The organism is Arthrobacter sp. yr096 (genome assembly GCF_900108925.1).
In the GTDB taxonomy this organism is placed as follows: Bacteria; Actinomycetota; Actinomycetes; order Actinomycetales; family Micrococcaceae; genus Arthrobacter.
Window position 1 is genome coordinate 98328 of the sequence record NZ_FNYI01000002.1, and the last position, 20047, is coordinate 118374.

The window sequence follows — 20047 nt, forward strand, 5'->3', positions numbered from 1 at the left end:
GTTACAAAGGGAACTTGCCGGACAGTTCCAAGGTGCCTGCACACATCCACGCAGCCAGGCGATCCTCGGTACTGGGGCCGCCGTCGAGAGGGCTTTCCAGACGTGGGCGTCGCACCCAGCAGCCAGCCTCCTCGGCAACAAGGGCGCCCGCGGAGAAGTCATGCTCGTTCAAGCCACGCTCCCCGTAAGCGTCAAAGGTACCGTCGGCCACCAGGCACAGATCCAAAGCCGCGGAGCCCAGGCGCCGAACATCAGCAAACCCGTCCATGAGCTCAGCGAGCCCGGCTGACTGATTGGCCCGGGTAGCGGGATCGTAGCTGAAGCCCGTGGCCAGAATGAGTCCTTTGCGCCCGGGAACCGGCCCGGCCAGCCGGGTTGTCTCTCCGGACGCCTCAAGCCACGCTCCATGTCCACGGGCCGCCGAATAGACGCGCCCCAGCGCCGGCGCGTGAACTACGCCGGCCAACCACACGCCGTCGGAATCCGCCACGGCCACCGAGGTGGCGTAATAGACGATGTTGCGGATGAAGTTGGTGGTCCCGTCCAGGGGATCAATGGACCAGCGGTATCCGGACGATTGTTCGGGACGGGTTGTCCCGTGTTCTTCCCCGGTGATGGCGTCGTGGGGGCGTTCGGCGATGATGGCTTCCCGGACGGCATTCTCCGCCGCGACATCGAAGGCCGTAACCCAGTCTCCGGCCTCGCCCTTGTTGCTGGTTCCCAGGCCATCGCCTCCCGTGCCGTTGACGGACCGCTGCGCCAGGACGGCAGCACCCGCTGCGGCGGCCCGTTTGGCAACGGCAAGGAGCTCTTGGACGTCCGTCATTCGGAGGCTGCTTCCGCAGCTGCTTCTTCGGGCACCGCGTCAGGTTCTGTGTCAGGCGTAGCCGGCCCATTGGCCAGGAGATCGCGGAATCCGTCCTCATCCAGAACGGGAACGCCCAACTGCTCTGCCTTGTCCAGCTTGGTGCCTGCGCTCTCACCAGCCACCACGTAGCTGGTGTTCTTGGAGACGGAGCCGGAGGCCTTGCCGCCACGGATGATGATGGCTTCCTTCGCTTCGTCACGGCTGAAGTTGGGCAGCGTACCGGTGACTACCACTGTGAGGCCTTCAAGGGTCCGTGGCACCGAGGTATCGCGTTCGTCCTCCATGCGCACGCCCGCCGCGGCCCAGCTGTCCACGATCTCGTTGTGCCAATCCACCGCGAACCATTCCTTCAGGGCCACCGCAATGGTGGGTCCCACGCCATCAACGTGGGCCATTTGCTCTTCCGTGGCGTTGCGGATGGCTTCCATGCTGCCAAACGCAGTGGCCAAGGCTCGCGAGGCAGTGGGGCCCACATGCCGGATGGAGAGAGCCACCAGCACGCGCCACAACGGCTGCTTCTTGGCCTTCTCCAACTCCACGAAGAGTTTCTCCGTGGTTGCCGTGGGCTTGGACGGGGACTTGGCCGTTCCCTTGGTGTAGAAGTACGGAACAAGCTCGTACTCGCCCGTGCCCACACCCTTGGAACGCTTTTCCCGGCGGATCAGGACATCGGCCAGGTCCTCGCGCGTCAGGCTGAACAGGCGGGCCTCGCTGGTAAGTGGCGGCGTCTCCGGCTCTGCGGGCTGTGTGAGGGCAACAGCGGCTTCCCAGCCAAGGGCTTCGATATCGAAGGCGCCCCTGCTGGCCACATGGAAGACGCGCTCACGCAACTGCGACGGGCAGGACTTGGCGTTGGGGCAACGGATGTCTACATCGCTTTCCTTCGCCGGTGCCAGCGGAGTGCCACAGGACGGGCATTCGGTGGGCATCACGAACTCGCGAACCGGCGGGTCCTGTTTGTCGCGCAGGGCCAGCACTGGGCCCACAATTTCCGGAATGACATCGCCGGCTTTACGGAGGATGACGATGTCGCCAATCATCACTCCCTTGGCCTTGACCACATCCTGGTTGTGGAGCGTAGCCATTCCCACCGTGGAACCGGCAACCTTCACGGGCTCCATCAATCCGAACGGCGTCACACGCCCGGTGCGGCCAACGTTGACAGCGATGTCCAGGAGCTTGGTGTGGACTTCCTCCGGCGGGTACTTGTAGGCGGCAGCCCACCTGGGCACGCGGGATGTGTACCCGAGCGCCCGCTGGGTAGCGAAGTCATCGATCTTGACCACGATGCCATCGATCTCGTGCAGGAGCTTATGGCGCCGCTCCCCGTAATCGGCTATGAACGCCAGGACGTCCTTGAACGAGTCCAGAACCTTGAGATACGGGCTGACGGGAAGCCCCCAGGCTTCAAGGAGCTTGTACGTTTCGGACTGGCTCTTGGCTTCCAGTCCCTCCCGGGCACCAATTCCGTGAACAAACATGCTGAGGGGCCGCTTTGCAGTTTCCGCGGGATCCTTCTGCCGCAGCGAACCGGCAGCAGCGTTGCGGGGATTCGCCAGCGGTGCTTTGCCGGCAGCCACCAGGGTTTCGTTGAACTCAAGGAAGGCCTTGGAAGGGATAAACACCTCGCCCCGGATCTCCACTTCGGAGGGGTAACCGGAGCCGCTGAGCTCCCGTGGGATCTCTTTGATGGTGAGGACGTTGTGGGTGATGTCTTCACCGGTGGTGCCGTCGCCGCGCGTCGCAGCACGGACCAGTTTGCCGTCACGGTAGAGCAGGTTCACGGCAAGGCCGTCAATCTTTAACTCGGTCAACCATGCGATGGGCGGAACGGAATCACCGAGCTTCGCCACCGAGGCTTCGGCCTTACGGACCCAGGCCTCGAGTTCATCCAGTGAGAAGACGTCGTCCAGGCTGTACATGCGCTGCAGGTGCTCCACTGCAGCAAACGCTGAGGAGACTTCCCCGCCGACTTCCTGCGTGGGTGAATCGTTGGAGACCAGTTCGGGGTGAAGTGCTTCCAGCTCCTCCAGGCGACGGTAAAGTTCATCGAACTCGGCGTCCGACACCGTGGGCGAGTCTTCCTGGTAATAGGCATACCGGTACTTACGGACGAGGTCGGCCAGCTGCTCGTATTCGTCCCGCAAAGACTCCGAGGGTGGGGTCCCCTCTGCCTCCACGATGGCGGCCGCCGTCTCTTCAGCCGTGGTTTCTACCGGATTCGCAGTTTCTGGTGTGCTCACAGGTCTATCTTGCCGCAAGCCACGGACATTCAAGGGTTGCTAGTGCGACGAGAGGCGGTTCTTGCTCCACAGTGCGAACGCCAGTCCGCCCAAGCCCACCAACAGCACGCCCCCCAGGATGCCGAACAAGCCGAGCATGTTGGGACCCGAAATGGAGTTGGACGCCAGCACGGCTGCCTGCGTTTCCTGTCCCTTGTCCACGGGAGTGTTCCAGTTGGAGGACTTGGAGGGACTTGGGCTGGCCGAGGTGGCGCTGGCGGTGGGAGAGGCCGACGGCGTTGCTGACGCCGATGTGGCTTCCGGGACAGGTTCGGACGGGCCCGACGTCGGAGCGGCGGGCTGGGGTGCCACGCTCACCGGGGCCTGGCTCACCACGGGTCGTGGCGCCTCGACCGTGGGCTGCGGCGCGGCCGGTGCCGGCGCTACCTGGGTCTCACGCGCCCGGGTTGGCTCCGGGTTGGGAGTTGGCTTCTTGTCCGCTTCAGGAGCAAGCGCAGGCTGCGTCGGCGTCGGGTCGTCGGCCCCCTCGCTGGGAGCACAGGAAAACTTGCCGTCGCACGGAGCAGCCTGGGCGGCGGCAGCCGGCGCCAGCAGTAAGCCGGCGGCCAACAGGACGGAGGGGACAACGGAGTGTCGCATGAAGGTAACCTCAGCTGGGCGTTGGGGCGTGCCCAGTAATCAGGAAGTCGGGGCGTTTCGTGAAATACTCCTACATCCCCCGCGCCGCCGCAAATCCTAGCTTCGGTTTTCCGGTGGCATCGCGATCTGCAGTTTGCGTACCTTTCCACGTCCCACGATGTATCCGCGGCCTGGGATGAAGTCCGTACTGATGCGGCCCAAGGAGGTGTTGAGCAGGCTGTCACCCTCCACGTCCCCGGGATTGAGCAACAGTCCACGGCGACCGGACTTGAAGGGCTGGGCAAGGGACCAGGCCTGGGACCACGTGGAGGTTTCAGACTCACCTACTACCCATTGATCTGCCTTGATGGCGGCCGTGACCAAGCGGCCCACGCCGGATTCAGCCAGTGTGTCGGTGAACTCGGTCAGTCCCTCGATGAAGATGGCCATGCTGCCGGGGTTGTCCGAGGCTTTGTCGATCAGATCATCCACCACATCGGAGACTTCGTCCGGGCCCACCAGGGACCTGCTCCAGATATTCAGTGAGGCTACCGCTGAGCGCCTCGAGCCGATGTAGATGAGGTCGGTCCGCGGGTTGGAGCGTCGCAAGGCATACGCCAAGGTGACCAGCGCCACCGTGCGGCCGGCACCCGGCGGACCTGCCAGCAGGAGGGAGCCTTTGGCAGCGATCGCCGCGGAACCCAGTGTCTCGTCGTCCACGCCAATCACGGGGTTGTCCGGAGCACCCGAGGGCAGGATGTCCAGGTCAACCAACTCCGGAAGGCGCTGGATCTGGGGTGCCTGCTCGAGCCCTTGCCGGACCATCGCCTGGCTGAGCTTGGCCACTTCGCGTGCTTGCAGGGCCAGGTTGGAGTTGCCACCCAGCACGGCGAGCTGCACTTCCAGCCCATCCAACAGCCCACGCCCGGGAGGCGACGCTGCGTTGAGCACATCCTTGGGAACGTCCAGGGTCATGTAGTCGTCCTCGGAGCTGAGTCGCAGGACCAGCCGCTTCTGGATGGAGGCAAGGAGCGACGCCGGAACGGAGTTGGTGCGGTCACCGCTCACTACCAGGTGGATGCCCAGGGGACGGCCGTCTGTGGCCAGCGTGAGGAAGATGTCCCACAACGCCGACAACTTGCTGTACTCGTAGCCCTCCCGGAACGAGGACATGCCGTCCACCAGGATGAAGATCCGCTTTTCGTCGGGCCTGTTGGCCAACTGGCGGTACTCGACGATGGTGGAGGCCCTGACCTCGGCAAACCGGGCGGCGCGATCGTCAGCCACTTCCTTGAGCCAGCGCAAAAGCCTGCCCACACGTTCGACGTCGTCGCCGTTAATAATCTCGCCAACGTGCGGAAGTCCGTCCAGCATCTTCAGCCCGGAGGAGCCGCAGTCGATGCCGTAAACATGCACGGGACCACCGCGGGGTGTGACAGCCGCGGCGATCGCGATGCTGCGCAACGCCGCCGACTTCCCTGATCCGCCCGTGCCATAGACGGCCATGTTGCCGTCCTTGTCCGGTTCGTAGAACACGGTGGGCTGGTCCTGGTGCGCGGGATCGTCCGCCACGCCCAGCAGGAGACGCTCATCCGTACGTGGGTTGGGGAGCTTGGAGAAGTCGTAGGTTGTGGCCAGTTCGTTGAGCCACGGCTTCCGGGGAGGGTCTATCGACAGAACGTCAGCGGCACGGATGATGTTTCCGGTCATCCTGGCAATGTCGTTGGGTCCGGCCGGTTCTTCCTCCACTTGGGCCACCAACGGCGGTTCCCATGTAGGACCGGAACCGAACGCCATCTCCACGATGTCGATCCGCGGACGCTGGGGCTTGTCCGTGGTCCAGCCGCCGGCATACCCGGTCTGGAAGCCCTGGATGCGTCCGGGGCCGGTTTTCGCGGCACCGCGTCCGGGGATTGACGGATCAAAGTAGGCAGCAGTGGGAACGCCAAGGATATCCACGGCGTCCACTTCATCAGCCATACGAAGGGCGACGCGCAGGTTCGTGTTGGCACGCAGGTTGTCCTTGATCACACCGGCGGGCCGCTGGGTGGCGAGGATCAGATGCAGGCCCAGCGAACGGCCACGGGCCGCCACATCCACCACGCCGTCGACGAACTCGGGAACCTCGGTAGCCAAGGCAGCGAACTCGTCCACGATGATGATGAGATAGGGCGGTGCTTCAGGATCGGCCTCGCGTTGCAGCGCCAACAGGTCCTTTGCTTTCTTGCGGTTCAGGAGCCGTTCCCGGTAGTGCAGTTCAGCGCGCAGGGAGGTCAGGGCCCTGCGGACCAGGTGCGGGGACAAGTCCGTCACCAGGCCCACGGTGTGGGGCAGGTGCAGGCAGTCCGCGAACGCAGCGCCGCCCTTGTAATCCACAAACAGGAAGCTGACCCGGTCCGGGCTGTAAGCCGCAGCCATACCCATGACCCAGGACTGCAGGAACTCAGACTTACCGGCTCCTGTTGTTCCCCCCACGAGTGCGTGCGGGCCTTCGTTCTTGAGGTCTAGGTAGAAGGGCTCCACGCCCTTGGAACCCACCAGGGCACGGAGGCTGCCGTTGTCCTTGCGGTTGGGCACCGCCGTTGCGTGGACTGAGTTGTTCTCCTGCCAGCGCTCGGCCACCGCTTGCGGGTTGTCCATGAGCTCCTTGCCAATCAACGTGGCATAGGAGACCGCCCGCGGGAGGTCGGAGTCGTCGTCGAGCGGGTTTCCGACGTCCACCAGCGGCGACATCATGCGCGCGAGTTGCGTCGCCAGATCCGCGTCCAGGCTTTCACAGCTCACCGGATACGTGTGGCGGCCCAGGCGGACCTGGCCTGTGGTGGTGCCGTGATCCCCGTCGACGGAAAGGAAATCGCGGCAGGCTGCCGGAAGGGACTGCACGTTGGCGGCCACCCACATGATGTGCACGCCGTAGTCGGGTCCGCGTTCCACCAAACGGGTGAGGCGTCCGCGGTCCACAGGAGCATCGTCCTCCACGATCACCAGGACAGCAGGCACTACCGGGCCGGGAAGTTCCTCATGCTCGTCCTTGAGCCCGGGCCGCGGCTGCGGACCCGGCTCCTTGGCCATTGATTCGCGTTCTTCCACCAGGCTTTCGAGGCGCGACAACAGTGCGGCCCCTGCTCCGGGTCCTGCTGCGAGGTGGTCACCGGACAGGGGGCTGTGGCCGGAACCAACGTGCGGGAGCCACTGGAGCCAGTCCCAGCGTTCACGGGATCGGGCCGAAGTCAGCGAGGTCAGGACAACCTCGGCGGGCGAATGGAGACCCACCAACTGGAGCACCATGCCCCGTGCCACGTCGTCCACCACAGCGCGGTCACCCGCCACGCCGAACGAGCCCGAGGTACGCAGCTGCGACACAATCGGCACACCCTCGATGACACGGACCTGCTGAAGGCACTCCTGGATTTCCCTCATGTACTGGGGTTCGGTCTCGTTGGCGCCAGGCTCGTCGAAGGGAATACGGGACGGCGCGGATCCCAGCCCAAAACGGACGCCCAGGAAGTGCTGGTGCTCGGGGCGGTTGGTCCACAAGAGCGGGCCCAGCTTGTAGATCGCGTCCACGGTATCGCTGACCGAGGGTGCTTCCTGGAGCCTGACTGCGCGCTCAATGTTCTGCTGCCGGTCGATGTCCTCACGGAATGCCAGCATTGCGGCCTTGAACTGCTTGTGGCCTTCCTTCGCCGCCCGCTTGCTCTGCATTTTGTGGTCCACATAGTGGCCCACAATGAACAGCGGCATCATGGCCATAAACAGCACCGAAAGCAGGTTCTGGGTCACGGCAAAGAGCACGCCACCCATCAGCAGTGGCGCCACCAGCATGATGTACGGGAACGGCTGGTGTTCCGGACGCTTGGGACCGGCCGGCGGCACGCGCTTGGGCGACTCGAACCGCGGCAGCACGCGCGGCGAGCGGTTGAAGTCCACCAGCGGCGACGACGGACCACCGCTGTGGTTCCTGGACAGGGCAACAACGCCTACGGTGGTGTCACCCAGCGTGACAGTGTCCGACGATTCAAGCGTTGCCCTCGTGACTGGCAGACCATCCATGAGCAGGCCGTTGGCGGAGTTCGTGTCCACGATCTCCACGGTTTCGCCCACCGTGACGCGGGCGTGGCGCTTGGACGTCAACGGGTCCGAGAGGCGGATGTCGGCGTCCCGGTCCCGGCCGATGTAGCTGGTACCGAAAGGCAGCGAAAATTCGCGTCCGACGTCGGGCCCTGACATGACGCGCAACGTCGCCGCAGCCGGTCCCCTGTTGGAGCCGGAGGCGTGGCCATTCGACGCGAACTGCTCGCTCACCTGCGCGAGTGAAACTTTGGAACCGGGCCGCAGCCCGGACTCCAGCAGGTTCTCAGTGGGCCGCAGGACGTGGCCGGACAGACCGCCGCCAACGAACGCTTCATCCACGCTGATGGAAAGGTTCGACGGCGGTTCGGTCCCCTTGCGCGCGGGGTCGGCAACCCAGAGTTCGGTGGCAATGTCAGCCACGGTGGCACGACCGTCTACGGTGACGGCGAGGTCCTTCGCGTCAGCGGGGTCACGCCGCAAGGTCAAGCGGAACTTCATGCGTCGTCGGCTCCAGTCATGGTGTCCAAAAGGTGCAGATCGGCCGGAGTCACCAGATGTGAGGTGACGGCGTGTTCCACCAGCCGCGCCCGGCGGTTGGTAGCAAGTTTTCCGGCTCCGCCGCGCAGGCCAACAACGCCCACGCGATCAAGTTTGTCGCAGACGTTGTCCAGCTTGCGGTTGAAACGGGTCAGCGCCCACCCCAGCCGCTTGGCCGCCTCCGCCGATGATGGAATGGCGCTGAAGCCTGTTCCTTCACGTCGCAGCATCGGCTCGGCCAAGGCAACGATCAGGGCCTTTTGCGAGTCCGTGAAGACTACGGGACCAATGGTGGTGTCCCCCGCTTGGTCCTCGTCGCGGGCCTCGTGACGGAACGACGGCGTCTTCAAATGAACAGCGAACTCATAAGTGGTGGGTCCGGCAGTGAAGATGACATTGGTGTGGCTGAACACCAGCGGGATCCTGGCCCCCGGCGCAAGCCAGGCCTGCATTCCGCCGGATCCATCCGCGATGGTGGCCGACAACATGGTGCCCACGTTGCTCAGCCACCACATTCCGTCGTAGCGGGCGATCTGAAGGAAACGCCGGTGCAGGTAGGGGTTGTCGTCCACCTCCAGATCACCTTCACGGCCAATGTCGAAGATGTCCTCGTCGGATGGTTCGTACCATTCCCCACAGAAATCTATTGCTAGATCCCCCATGATCTGTGCCTCCTCAGTCGGCGGTAAGAAACTGTCATATGCCGGCTACTCTTCCAGGCAGGCAATGGAATCCGGCCCGCCCGGTGAGGCGGAGCCGTCCGCGCGCACAATGATGACCTGCACGCAGACGGGCTTCTCCGTGGTGCTGGAAAGGAGCGCGAAGCTGGCAAGGGTCGACTCGTACGGCCCCTCGGACTTTGCAGACTTTGTTCGCCATTTGAAAGTGTCACCCGGCTTGAGCTCTACGTAGTCCCAGCGGAAAAAGATCAGGGGCGGACCAGTGCCCCCGGACTGTACCTCAGGGTGGAGCCCCTGCACGTCGGGGACGCTGCCGTCGCTCAGAGCGTCGGCAGGCGGCTTGCTGGCCGATTCGGTGGGAGCCACCTTCGGCTGTGCCTGGGCGCCCAGGACCACGCCCACCACAATGGCGACGACCAAAACTGCTGCACCCGTTGCGGCGAGCCAGAGATTGCGCTTGCTGTGATCGGCAGGCGCGTCATCCTGAGACCCGGTCGGCGCCACCGCAGGAGAACTGCTTCGCCTGACGGTGGCGCTGGAGTCGTCCTGAGCCGTGGTGGATTGCCAACCGCGCAGGACGGTGGACTCCCCTGTTTCCTGTTCCGCCGGGGCTTGGCCAACGTGGCCCGGGTACAGTCCGTGCGCCGGTGCATGGAACAGTGGCGGGGCGGCCTGCGGTGGCTGGGTAGCCTGGGTGGCGTGCGTTGCCTGGGCAGGCGGCGCCGGTGTGGAGGCGCTGCCCGGCACGGTGGAAGGGAAAGTCCGGGCTGGAAACGTGGGCGCAGAACCCGTGGTGGCCGTACCCGACGCATCGGGGTCGATCGCCGCGATGCTCCGGACCCGGGTTTCCTCGAAGTTATCGTCCGGGTGCTGCTCGTCTCCGTGACCGGGTTCTTCGAGCACTTCGAAGGGCGTCACGGACAGGTTCAACTCGGTCTGGATCCGCTGCAAGGCCAGGGCAAAAGCGTGCGCGGACGAATAGCGCGAGTCCGGGGACTTCGCCATGGACGTGGCCAGCACCAGTTCCAGGGACTCCGGGACATCGGCCCGGCCAAGCCTGGGCAATGGGGAGTTGGTGATACGGGAAATCAGTTCCCGTTGCGAATTATCCTGCCCCGGCAGCACGAACGGTGACCGGCCGGCCAGCAGGGTATAAAGCGTAGCGCCCAGGGCCCAGATGTCCACAGGAACGCCGTCCACTGCACCGCCACGGAACTGTTCTGGCGGAGACCACGGGATGGACATTCCGGCGTCGTCCTCGGTATCCGCACCAATGGTGCCGGAGATGCCGAAGTCCGTCAGCGCGGGACGGTTGTAGTCGGTCACCAGAATGTTTGCCGGCTTGATATCACGGTGCACAATGCCGGCCCGGTGCGCGGTTTCGACGGCGGAAGCCACCTGGATGCCGACGGCCAGGACTTCGTCCACGCTGAACCGCTGACGGCGGTAGCGGACATCGAGGCTTGGCCTGGAGCAGTACTCCATGGCGAGATACGAGTGCCCGTTCTCGGTGATCTCGGCTTCGAAGATGGTCACGATGTACGGGTGCGAGGACAGCTGGGCCATCAGGTTGGCCTCGGACTCGAAGCGACGGCGGGCGCCCTCGGTCTTCAGGTCGGACAGCAGCACCTTGACCGCTACCTTTCGGCGCGGCCTGTCCTGTTCGTAAAGGTAAACATCCGAGAATCCACCCGAGCCGAGCAGACTGATGTACTTGAAACCCGGGATGGGTGGTGGCGGCGCGGGGGGCCTCTTGGAACTCAAAGAATCTCCTCGAAACGCAATGAAATATCGTCACCCAGTTCTGCGATATCGCCATCAAGCAAAATGGCCATTTCGTTTTGGGCGAGCCTGCGGGGTGCCTGGCCCTCCCGGATGAGCACGGTGCCGTTGGTTGCTTTCAGATCACACAGCATCACGTGCCACCCTTCCAGCCGGACTTCAACGTGGGAGCGGGAGATGTCTCCACCGGGACTCTCCACCTGGACCAGCCGTGGCATGGTGCCACCTTGGACCCGGGATACGGAGGGCTGCCGGCCGATGATGAGCGACTGATCGAGATCGATCAGCTCACCCGTGGAAAGCCGCATCCGGCCCAGCCGCGGACGCGGAACCTGCTCTGCATCGCCTGACAGGGCCGTGCCGCATACCGAGCACTGGGGGTAGGTGGGCGGGTTGGCGTGCCCTTGGGAACACACCCTCGCCAAAACGCTGGGTCCGTTGACTGCCGCAGATGGTGGCGCAGGAGTGTCGGCACCATGATCGTCCAAGGGAAGGACGCTTTTCATGATCGTCTGGCCGTCATGATCCGAATCCTCGTCCACAGCGTGGACCGGTGAAGGAGCCTGGGACAGTGATGGTAGCCAGGCGGAGGGCAGCTGGGGCGCCGGATCGGCTGCCGGCTTGAGCGGAGAACCAGCCGTGGAGTTCCCGGCTTCGGGTGCGGCTTGAGTGCTGCGCAGCCACGGAAGGGAGTCGATCAGGCCATCAGCCGGGGCCGACGCGGGAGCCGGTGCAGGAGGCGTCGCCGGGCTGGGTGCCGGTCCGGATTCCGGCACGGCATACGCCGGCGCCGACACAGGGGCGTCCGGCTCTTTGGATGGAGGGGCATCCGGCTCTTTGGGAGCGGGGCCCTCATGGTCCTCGGACTCGTCCTGCAGGCGGACGGCCGCATCTTCGATGGTGCGCATCACCGTTTTGTCCCACAAGTGGTCATAGTTGGTGGTGTTCTCCAGTGACGGAACCAGTGGATCGGTGGTGCTCGTGTGGACCGAAACCTCGGGCGTCTCCGATGTGTTTTCCACGACCGGCACCTCTAAAGCAGGAGGCTCAAGGGCGGCAAGATCCTCCGCGGCGCGTTCCCCCGCAGCGGATTCCACTGGAGCCTTCACCGCTGCACGTTCCCCGGGAGAATGCTCATCTGAAGCCGGCGCCTGCGGAGAGTACTCGCCTGAGGCAGGCTCCTCCGGAGAAGGCTCGTCTGAGGCGGGCTCCTCCGGGGCTGCTGACTCGTCGGCGGCGTAGCCCAGGTGGCCCGGCGCGATGGTCAGGCCCAGGTCTGCCTCCGCATAGCCGATCATGGTCTCGTCGGACACCCGCCCGGAAACCGGGCCGGGCACCGCCGGTTCCGGCTCCACGGTGGAAACACCCGCGGACTGGATGGCCGGAGTAGCGTCGTGGTGGTCGTGTCCGCGGGCGGCAGCGTCGAGCGATGCCAGCAAAACGACGCCTTCCACCAAGGGCAGGCTGTTCAACGGGAGTGTTTTCACAGGAGTCCCGGACGCAGTGGTGCCACCAATGCGGAGGCTGAACGATGCAGCACCGGCGAGCCGGCGTTCGGTCCACGTAGTGACGTCCCGACCCGTCAACTTTTCTTCGCCCGTCTCCGACTGGACCGCCAGGTCCAGATCGCCACGGAGGAATACCCGCAGTCCGTCCTTGGAATCGATGATGCCGAACGGAGGGATGCGGCTCAGCGAAACGCCGAAGGCATCCGTTACCTCGTGGAGAACCTCGTGCGCTTCAGGTGAGGATGCCAAAAGCTCCCAGACCGCATCGATCAGTGCATGTGGCGTGTCCGGGCCGAGGAGCACCACTGTTCCGTTGCGGATCACAGCAAACCACTCGCCCTGCTGGTAGCGGGTGCGCCACAGGGGGTTACTGCTTGCCATCGATGCCTTCCTCACGGCCGTTTTCCGACGCATCGTCCGTACCATTCACCCAGGCCCTGGGAAGCGTGTCCTCCTCAACCTCGGACCCAACTTCCGGGCGCGGCGCAGTGGTGGCGATACCGGCGTCGTTCAAGACGTTCTTGGCATCAACCACAATCACCGTGACGTTGTCGCGGCCGCCGCTGCGCAGGGCAGCCTGGATCAGCGCGTCCACGGCATCCTGGGGGTGAGCCACGGTGCTGAGGATCCGGAACATGTGGTCATCCCCCAGTTCGCCATTGAGGCCATCCGAGCAGACCATGATCCGGTCACCTTCCTGGATGGGAAGCAACCAGAAATCGGCTTCGGTCTCGTCGCCCGTGCCCAACGCACGGGTGACTACGTGGCGGCGGGGGTGGACGGCTGCTTGCTCGGCCGTGATGTCACCGGAATCAACCAGTTCCTGGACCTCGGAGTGGTCAACGCTGACTTGGGTGAACTCGCCCTGGCTGAGCCGGTACGTCCTGGAATCGCCAATATTCATGACCAGCCAGTACGGCAGGCCCATCTGCTCAACCACCACAACACCGGACAACGTGGTTCCCGCCCGTGCTCCCGTAGCCTTGCGGATACCCGCATCGGCCTTCAACAGGCATGCCTGCAAGTCCGCAGCGGATGCCGTCCGCACACCCGCCGAGAGTTCCGGGGCACTGCCCAAGGTCCGGACACACATCCCACTGGCAATCTCGCCGGCCTCGTGACCGCCCATGCCGTCAGCGACCGCAAAGACGGGGTCCGCGGCGATGAAGGAGTCTTCATTCAGTTCGCGTCGAAGGCCGCGGTCCGTCCCATACCCGTAACTGAGACGGAAGGAAGTTGCGCCCGCACCGGCTTCGGCGTTGGCAGGGCTGGCCGACTGTGAGTTCATGCTTGTCCTAGGTGGAAGGAACGGTCCCCAAAGTGAACGGTGGAACCGGGACGGACCAAAACAGCTTCGCCCGGATGGAGTCGCGTCTGGAGGCCGTCGGGCGTAGTGACGGCGCTGCCGTTGGTGGAGTTGCGGTCAGTGACCCAGACGCCGTCGCCATCTACACGCAGGTGCAGGTGCGTTTTGGAGATGGACCTGCCCGGATCAGAGACGGGAAGTAACTGCTCTACTTGCTCCCCGGCCTGCGCTGAGGGGTTTCGGCCCAGAAGGACCGAGCCGCCCAATTGGACATCCTGGCCGTCGTCAATGCGGATTCGCAGGACAGCCTGGGCCCGTGCGGTGCCGGGACGCATCTGGGTGCGCTCAATATCGTCATCCGGGTGCGCCGGGATCACGGCAGCGGCCGGCGGGATCACAGGTGCCGGCTGTGGCGGGACCGACGCCGGGCGCGGTGCCGTTGGTGGGCGCCATTGGTTGGGGTCATGCGAAGGCTGCGGAGCCGGCGCGGCGGTGGCCACAGCTGCGGCCTGTGTGCGTATGGCCGGCGATGCGCCGTGTGCAGAAGCTGAGGGAACCGGAGAGGCGACGGGTTGCACCGGCGGGAGGTCCATCGGCGCAAAGCTGTAAGGACCTTGGATACCACCGGTCGTCACGGGGTTGCGTCCGGCATTGACGTCAAACATCAGCGACTTGGCGGCTTTATCCTGCCAACCACGCAGTTTGCCGTTCTTGTCCCACGCGTTGGATACCACCACAAGGATGGCCCAGACGACTCCGAGGACCATCAGCGGCAGCCCGATGAACAACACCAGGCCAATCAAACCCAGCGCGGAAAGAATCACGGAAACAATCCCGCCGAGAAGCAGGAGGCCCCCGGTAACTATTCCGCGGACAAACACTGCCCCTGCTCCGGGCGCATAGCCATCGGCGTCTGAACTGCGGATCCCCATGAGCTTATTGCCAACAGTAATTCCGGTCTTTGCTTCAAGTGCCAGGAGCACCACGGTGTACACCACTGTGACGCCAAGGCCGATGCTGCCCAAGAGGACCAACAGGCCTGTGTCGTAGACGATGAAGCCGTTCCGGCGGGTTTGCGTAATGCCGGCAATCCCAATGGCGAAGGTGGTGGCAAGGACGGCAACTGGACCCAGCCAGTCAAGGACGGCTGCGCCAAGGCGCTTCCCCGCAGTTGCGGGCACCAACTCGAGCTTGGTGGTCATAGTGGTCCCTCCCCCTGGCCCCTGCCTTCGGTCCGGCATTGTTGTTGTTCCCGGATGCGTCGGCTGTACCGGCGCCGACACTACCGCGATACTACCGGGATCGGGCAGTCCCTGCCGGGTTGCGAACTCCTGCGCGGCCCGCTGGGCGTGGTTGATATTGCCCTCCTTGCGGGCCCCGCGGTTGCTTAATGGAGACCCGCATTGGGTGCAGAACGCTGCCCCCGGACGGACCGCGTGCCGGCAGGCCGGGCAAAGTTCCGTCTCACTGTTCATCTGGTGTGTCCTTCTTGAACGGCAAGCGGAAGCCTCGTTTTCCAGGATCGGTGGGCGCCTGATCACGGCGGCGCAAGGCGGCCCTGCCGTCCGAAAGAAGTGAACGCGGAGAGAAGCGTGCTTGCTGCCGCTTCCAGAAACCAACGCTGCCAGTGATGTCTTCCAGCGAGGAGTCCACGATCTCCCAGTACTCCTTCACCTCGTCCTCGCTGGGCTGGCCAGCGCCGAATACTGCGGCGTCGGCCCGGTGCGCGAGCATCGTTGTGGTGGTGCCGGCAGTTGGGAAGGCATCGGCCAGGACCGTGGCGGATTCCCGCCGTGTGGACTTGGTGTCAATCGAGGCACCCATGTCGGTAGCGAGGCTGATCACTTCGTTCCAACCGCCGCCTACCCGCTGGGCGGGGTGTCCATCACGGAAACGCGACTTCCGGCGTCGTGCTTTCAACAGAATGATGAGCAGCAGCGGCAACGCCAGGATCCCCAACGGAATCAGCGCAACTCCAATGGCTGCCAGCAGCGGACCCCAGAAGAGCCAGGGGTTGTTCTTCTTCTCGTCAGCGTCCAAAGCGTCCGGTGTGGAGTCCGGCGGCAGGTCTGCGGGTTCCTGCGGCGGGGGCGGCGGCTGCAGGACCTGCGGCTTGGGCTTGGATTTGTTCTCCGGGTCCGGAGGAATGGGGACGTTGTCCTTGGGTGGGGTGGGATCGAAGGACACCCAGCCAACGCGGTCGAAAGCCACCTCGACCCAGGCGTGCACGTCCTTACCGGTGATCTTGATGTTCCCGGCACCGTTTTCAGGGCTCTTGGGATCCGGGTAGAAGCCCATAACCACACGGGACGGAATGCCCAAATGGCGCAGCATCAGGGACATGGACACGGCGTACTGCTCGTCGTCACCCAGCATCTGCTTGGCGGAGAGCATATTGCGGACGCGGGCCGCGCTGTGCCCGGGGAGGCTGGGAAGCTGCCCCTCGGTCACCAAGCCATTGCTGAAAGCACCACTCTTCTGGAAATGCGCTTCAATCTGCCGTACACGGTCAATGGCCGTGGGTGCATCGGCCGAAAGCTCGTTGGCCTGCGAGGCGACGATCGGTGGCACTTCTTCTGCCTCCGGCAGCGTCAGCTTCGCGAAGTCGTACTGCGTCAGCTGGCCGTGTTCCAGCGTCCCGGGGTCGGAGACCTGGACCGTGTAATTGTCCCCCTTGGCCATGCCTTTGGTGGTGACTGCGGTGTCAGTTCCTGCGTTGAAATAGAGACCGGATGCCGCACCGGAGGTATCAGCGAAGCTCATCCCGGTGGTGTGCCGTCCGCCTGGGACAAAATAGCCCTGGTAGTCCTCGATGGTGATGTCCAGCGCGTAGTTGGTGCCCTTCAACGGGCTCCCGGTGTCAGCCAACGTGTTCAGCGAGCGGGCATCGCCAACCTTGCTGAAGTTGCCGGAGCTGTTGGGGTCCATGGTGTAGTTCAGCCCGTTGAAGGCATCCAGCGCCGCCAGCCGGACACGGGCATCCTTGGGCAGGCCCTTGACCGTGAACAGCGTGCTGTCCTTCTCGTCCTTGACGAAGTTCCGGAAACTGGCCAGGGGCGTGATGTAGTCCCGCGGATCGAACGGCGGGACGATCGTGTTGCGCAGCACCTTCCGGTCGTCGCCGGCAGAGACCAGCGGAGATGCAATGGCGGTGACGCCGACTGCAACGGCGATCACGGCTGCAGCAGTCCCCAGGCGCCGGAGTTGGCCGCGGCGCGCAGCACCGGCGTCGGAATCCGGCCGGTTGGCAGAAACTGTCTTGGTGCTCCGTTGCCGGAGGACGTCGCGACGGAAGGTCGCCCAGACAATCGAGACGATGGTCAGTGAGACGCCGCGCTCTACGGTGAGGAAACCTGCGTTGGTGCTGAACGCAATACCCGTCACGAAGAGAACCAGCACGGGAAGCAACGGCCAGTAAGGACTCTTCAGGCGCCATGTCAGCAGGCCGGCGGAAAGCGCCGTGAGCAATGAACTGAGGAACGGCACAATGAGCATGCCGTTGGCCGTGCCCACCGGCACCCCGACGGTCAGCATGTCCTTCCACGAGAACACCACACCCAGCAGAAGGGTCCGCAGCGAATCAAGGCTGGGCAGGAAGCCGAGGACCGCCGAGTCCGGCACCGCCAGGGCGGAACCGAACAGCATGTAGGCGCCGAAGGCCAGGGCGGCCGTGATCAGCAGTCCCAGGCGGAGGTGGGCGTTCAGGACGGCGATGCCCAGCCCCAGTAACACACCGCCCAGGCCGGCCACCAGATAGTGCGGGTCTCCCCCGAAACTCAGGCTGAAACCCAGAACACCCAGGAACAGCAGGACCACCAGCGCGCCGCAGTCGACGGCGAAGTGCCATAAGGGGCGTCCATCAGCGAACATTGATCCGCTGGTGGCGCGGCTGGCGGGCTTGGCGGCGCGGGGGCGTACGCGCAGGTTCGGCGCGGTACTCATGCTGCCGCCTTTCGAAGAACAATGGCAAGATCGTCCAGGTCACCAACCGTGAGGACCGTCAGGTCCGCGATGTTGGCCCTCGACGGCGCCGCTCCGGGTTGAACACGGACCGCGAGGCTCCGGACGCCGGGAGGGACGGACGCAGCCGCGGAGCGCAGCTGTGTGGCGGTCACATGGCTGCCCACCACAAAGAACACCACGGAGGCGTTGGGGACGGTGTCCGACAACGTCCGGGCGAGGTCGACGGCGGTCTTCCGCATGGGTGCCCCGACAATCCTTGTGGTGTCGTCCAGGAGGTTACGGCCGGTTTCGCAGCGGAGCGGACCCTTCTGGGTCAGCACGTCCAACTCGCGCTGTTCGCGGATCGCTTGGCGGCCGATGGACGCGGCCACGGAGATTGCCATCTCGAATTCCGGCTCGGAGCTGTACTCGTCCGTATTGATGGACAGCGAAATGGCCAGGTGTGCCCGGCGGGTCTCTTCGAATTGGCGGACCATGAGCTTGTTGGTGCGTGCCGTCGTTTTCCAGTGGATGTGGCGCCGATCGTCTCCGGGCACATAGTCCCGAAGGGCGTGGAAGGACACATCGGCGCTTGAAAGCTCTGTGGTGGGCATGCCTTCAAGGTCCCGGATGAAGCCTGCTGCCGAGCTACCCAACGACACCGTGCGGGGATGAACGTACAGGTCCACTGGCTCAGTCCACATCACGCGGCGGCGCAGCAGGTGGAGAGGATCTGCGCGAACGGAGCGGACCGGGCCCACCACGATCACGGCACGGCGTGCCGTCGGAATGGTGAAGAGGTCCTCATGCACCTGGGCCGGTTTCATGCGGGGCAGATGGAAAACGGCCGTATTGGCACCGACGGGGAGCTCCAGTGAAGCAGGAAGCAGCGGCCGGGTGGACACGTTGGAGACCGCAATGCTGCCCACGGCGTCATCACCCACCGCCACGCGGGTACGGGCGAGGTCCAGGACCACACCGTACGCCGAACGGCCCACGATGAATGCAATGGCCAGGACGAACAGAAGGAACGCCACCATGGCCGCCGACTTCGCCTCTTGCCAGCCCCAGGCCTGCCCTGCCCACCACAGCCCGATCGCCGCGGCAAGGACCACCCAGCCCAGCAGGCTCACCACGGACAGGACGGGCCAGACGAATTTCAGCCACGCAGCCCGGACTGTGCGCCATGCCGGCGAAAGGGCTTCCCGGGCTGTTCCAGCCGCTTCGGCCCAGACTGCGGCGGGGCGAAGGGTGCCGGATTTGCCTGGACTTCCTGGCTTACCTGGGCGTGTGGAACGTTTGCCGGCGTCGCCGCCGGAGCCACGCAGGCTGCGCAGCGTGCCGCCAAGTGCGGACGCAGCGCGCTTGAGCGAATCAGCAGCCCTGTTCGGGGGTGTGCTGGAGGACATATGGGGACCTTTGTTAGGGCTGGGGTGCAGGTGCGGAGATGACGCGTTGCCGGGCTTGCCTAGGCGCTGGCGCGTTGCTGCGGGGCAGCGACGTCTGCCAGGACCCGGTTGAGGACAACGTCGGGGGTGGCTCCGGAGAATTCGGCTTCCGGATCCATCACCAAACGGTGCGTCCAGACCACCGGCGCCAGTTCCTTGATGTCGTCCGGGAGCACGAAGTTCCTGCCCTGACCCGCTGCCCACACCTTGGCGGCGCGAACCATGGCAAGTGCACCACGAACGGAGACACCAAGACGGGTTTCCGCCGCATTGCGGGTCTCCTCGCACAGGCGGGAAATGTACTCAAGCACGGCAGTGTCCACGTGGGTTGTGGCTGCGAGGTCCGCCATGTCCGCCACTGCCTGCGTGGTGATCAGCGGGGTGAGTTCGTTGGACCGGTCCTTGAGATTCGCTCCACCGAGCAGGCGAACTGTGGAGGCGTGGTCCGGGTAGCCAATGGACGTCTTGATCAGGAAGCGGTCCAGCTGCGCCTCGGGCAGGCGGTAGGTACCGGCTTGTTCGATCGGGTTCTGGGTTGCCAGCACCATGAACGGGCGGCCTGCCTCGTAGGTGGTCCCATCCACGGTCACCCTGGATTCCTCCATGACCTCCAACAAAGCTGACTGGGTCTTCGGGGAGGCACGGTTGATTTCATCGGCCAGGACGATGTTGTTGAACACCGGACCCTTGTGGAACTCAAACTTCTGGGTCTTTTGGTCGTAGATGGTGACACCCGTTACGTCGGACGGCAGGAGGTCAGGAGTGAACTGAATGCGGTTATGCGAACCCTGAACCGTTGCGGCCAACGCGCGGGCCAGCGAGGTCTTACCCGTGCCCGGTGCATCCTCAAACAGGACGTGGCCCTCTGCCAGCATCGCGGTGAAGGTCAGCCGAATGACGTGTTCCTTGCCGAGGACAGCCTTGCCCACGTTGGCCACGAGCTTCTCGAACGTTTCTGCAAACCATACGGCTTGCTCGTTTGTCATGGTCATCGGTTGATCCTGTTCCTTGTGGTGGGGGTTTCGAATGAAGTTGTTGATG

At 64.4% G+C, this 20047-nt stretch carries 12 protein-coding genes; all 12 read right to left on the minus strand.

The genetic code is table 11. The annotated features are described in order from the left end of the window. Nucleotide 1: 1 nt before the first annotated feature. Complete coding sequence (locus BMY91_RS05360; protein ID WP_090819502.1) at nucleotides 2-826, minus strand: inositol monophosphatase family protein; 825 nt, start codon at nucleotides 824-826, stop codon at nucleotides 2-4. After that, nucleotides 823-3111, minus strand: a complete 2289-nt coding sequence (gene ligA / locus BMY91_RS05365; protein ID WP_090819505.1) for an NAD-dependent DNA ligase LigA — start codon at nucleotides 3109-3111, stop codon at nucleotides 823-825. Before ligA ends, BMY91_RS05360 begins: the two co-directional genes overlap by 4 nt. Nucleotides 3112-3150: 39 nt before the next feature. Then, nucleotides 3151-3750, minus strand: a complete 600-nt coding sequence (locus BMY91_RS05370; protein WP_090819508.1) for a hypothetical protein — start codon at nucleotides 3748-3750, stop codon at nucleotides 3151-3153. A 96-nt stretch (nucleotides 3751-3846) separates the two neighbouring features. Further along, nucleotides 3847-8301: an FtsK/SpoIIIE domain-containing protein gene (locus tag BMY91_RS05375; RefSeq protein WP_090819511.1), complete on the minus strand. Its 4455-nt coding sequence runs from the start codon at nucleotides 8299-8301 to the stop codon at nucleotides 3847-3849. After that, entirely contained in the window at nucleotides 8298-9002 is a 705-nt protein-coding gene (locus BMY91_RS05380; protein ID WP_090819515.1) for a hypothetical protein, read from the minus strand. Before BMY91_RS05380 ends, BMY91_RS05375 begins: the two co-directional genes overlap by 4 nt. A 45-nt stretch (nucleotides 9003-9047) precedes the next feature. Further along, entirely contained in the window at nucleotides 9048-10784 is a 1737-nt protein-coding gene (locus tag BMY91_RS05385; protein ID WP_090819518.1) for a serine/threonine-protein kinase, read from the minus strand. Further along, nucleotides 10781-12691 (minus strand): FHA domain-containing protein, encoded by a 1911-nt coding sequence (locus BMY91_RS23075; RefSeq protein WP_090819521.1) that lies wholly within the window; start codon nucleotides 12689-12691, stop codon nucleotides 10781-10783. Before BMY91_RS23075 ends, BMY91_RS05385 begins: the two co-directional genes overlap by 4 nt. Further along, nucleotides 12678-13598 (minus strand): PP2C family protein-serine/threonine phosphatase, encoded by a 921-nt coding sequence (locus BMY91_RS05395; RefSeq protein ID WP_090819524.1) that lies wholly within the window; start codon nucleotides 13596-13598, stop codon nucleotides 12678-12680. The genes BMY91_RS23075 and BMY91_RS05395 overlap by 14 nt, the downstream gene beginning before the upstream one ends. After that, on the minus strand, nucleotides 13595-15091 hold the full coding sequence (locus BMY91_RS05400) for an RDD family protein (RefSeq protein ID WP_090819527.1): 1497 nt from the start codon (nucleotides 15089-15091) through the stop codon (nucleotides 13595-13597). The genes BMY91_RS05395 and BMY91_RS05400 overlap by 4 nt, the downstream gene beginning before the upstream one ends. Next, complete coding sequence (locus BMY91_RS05405; RefSeq protein WP_090819529.1) at nucleotides 15081-17558, minus strand: transglutaminase TgpA family protein; 2478 nt, start codon at nucleotides 17556-17558, stop codon at nucleotides 15081-15083. Before BMY91_RS05405 ends, BMY91_RS05400 begins: the two co-directional genes overlap by 11 nt. Next, on the minus strand, nucleotides 17555-18967 hold the full coding sequence (locus tag BMY91_RS05410; RefSeq protein ID WP_090819531.1) for a DUF58 domain-containing protein: 1413 nt from the start codon (nucleotides 18965-18967) through the stop codon (nucleotides 17555-17557). Before BMY91_RS05410 ends, BMY91_RS05405 begins: the two co-directional genes overlap by 4 nt. A 59-nt stretch (nucleotides 18968-19026) precedes the next feature. After that, the gene (locus tag BMY91_RS05415) at nucleotides 19027-19998 is read right to left on the minus strand and encodes an AAA family ATPase (protein WP_090819533.1); all 972 of its coding nucleotides are present in this window, start codon (nucleotides 19996-19998) and stop codon (nucleotides 19027-19029) included. Between the last annotated feature and the right edge of the window lie 49 nt (nucleotides 19999-20047).

Excerpts from the sequence above, each read along its gene's own strand:
- BMY91_RS05360 (WP_090819502.1), bottom strand. The coding sequence starts at position 826 with ATGACGGACGTCCAAGAGCTCCTTGCCGTTGCCAAACGGGCCGCCGCA.
- BMY91_RS05370 (WP_090819508.1), bottom strand. The coding sequence starts at position 3,750 with ATGCGACACTCCGTTGTCCCCTCCGTCCTGTTGGCCGCCGGCTTACTG.
- BMY91_RS05375 (WP_090819511.1), bottom strand. The coding sequence starts at position 8,301 with ATGAAGTTCCGCTTGACCTTGCGGCGTGACCCCGCTGACGCGAAGGAC.
- BMY91_RS05380 (WP_090819515.1), bottom strand. The coding sequence starts at position 9,002 with ATGGGGGATCTAGCAATAGATTTCTGTGGGGAATGGTACGAACCATCC.
- BMY91_RS23075 (WP_090819521.1), bottom strand. The coding sequence starts at position 12,691 with ATGGCAAGCAGTAACCCCCTGTGGCGCACCCGCTACCAGCAGGGCGAG.
- BMY91_RS05395 (WP_090819524.1), bottom strand. The coding sequence starts at position 13,598 with ATGAACTCACAGTCGGCCAGCCCTGCCAACGCCGAAGCCGGTGCGGGC.
- BMY91_RS05400 (WP_090819527.1), bottom strand. The coding sequence starts at position 15,091 with ATGAACAGTGAGACGGAACTTTGCCCGGCCTGCCGGCACGCGGTCCGT.
- BMY91_RS05405 (WP_090819529.1), bottom strand. The coding sequence starts at position 17,558 with ATGAGTACCGCGCCGAACCTGCGCGTACGCCCCCGCGCCGCCAAGCCC.
- BMY91_RS05410 (WP_090819531.1), bottom strand. The coding sequence starts at position 18,967 with ATGTCCTCCAGCACACCCCCGAACAGGGCTGCTGATTCGCTCAAGCGC.
- BMY91_RS05415 (WP_090819533.1), bottom strand. The coding sequence starts at position 19,998 with ATGACCATGACAAACGAGCAAGCCGTATGGTTTGCAGAAACGTTCGAG.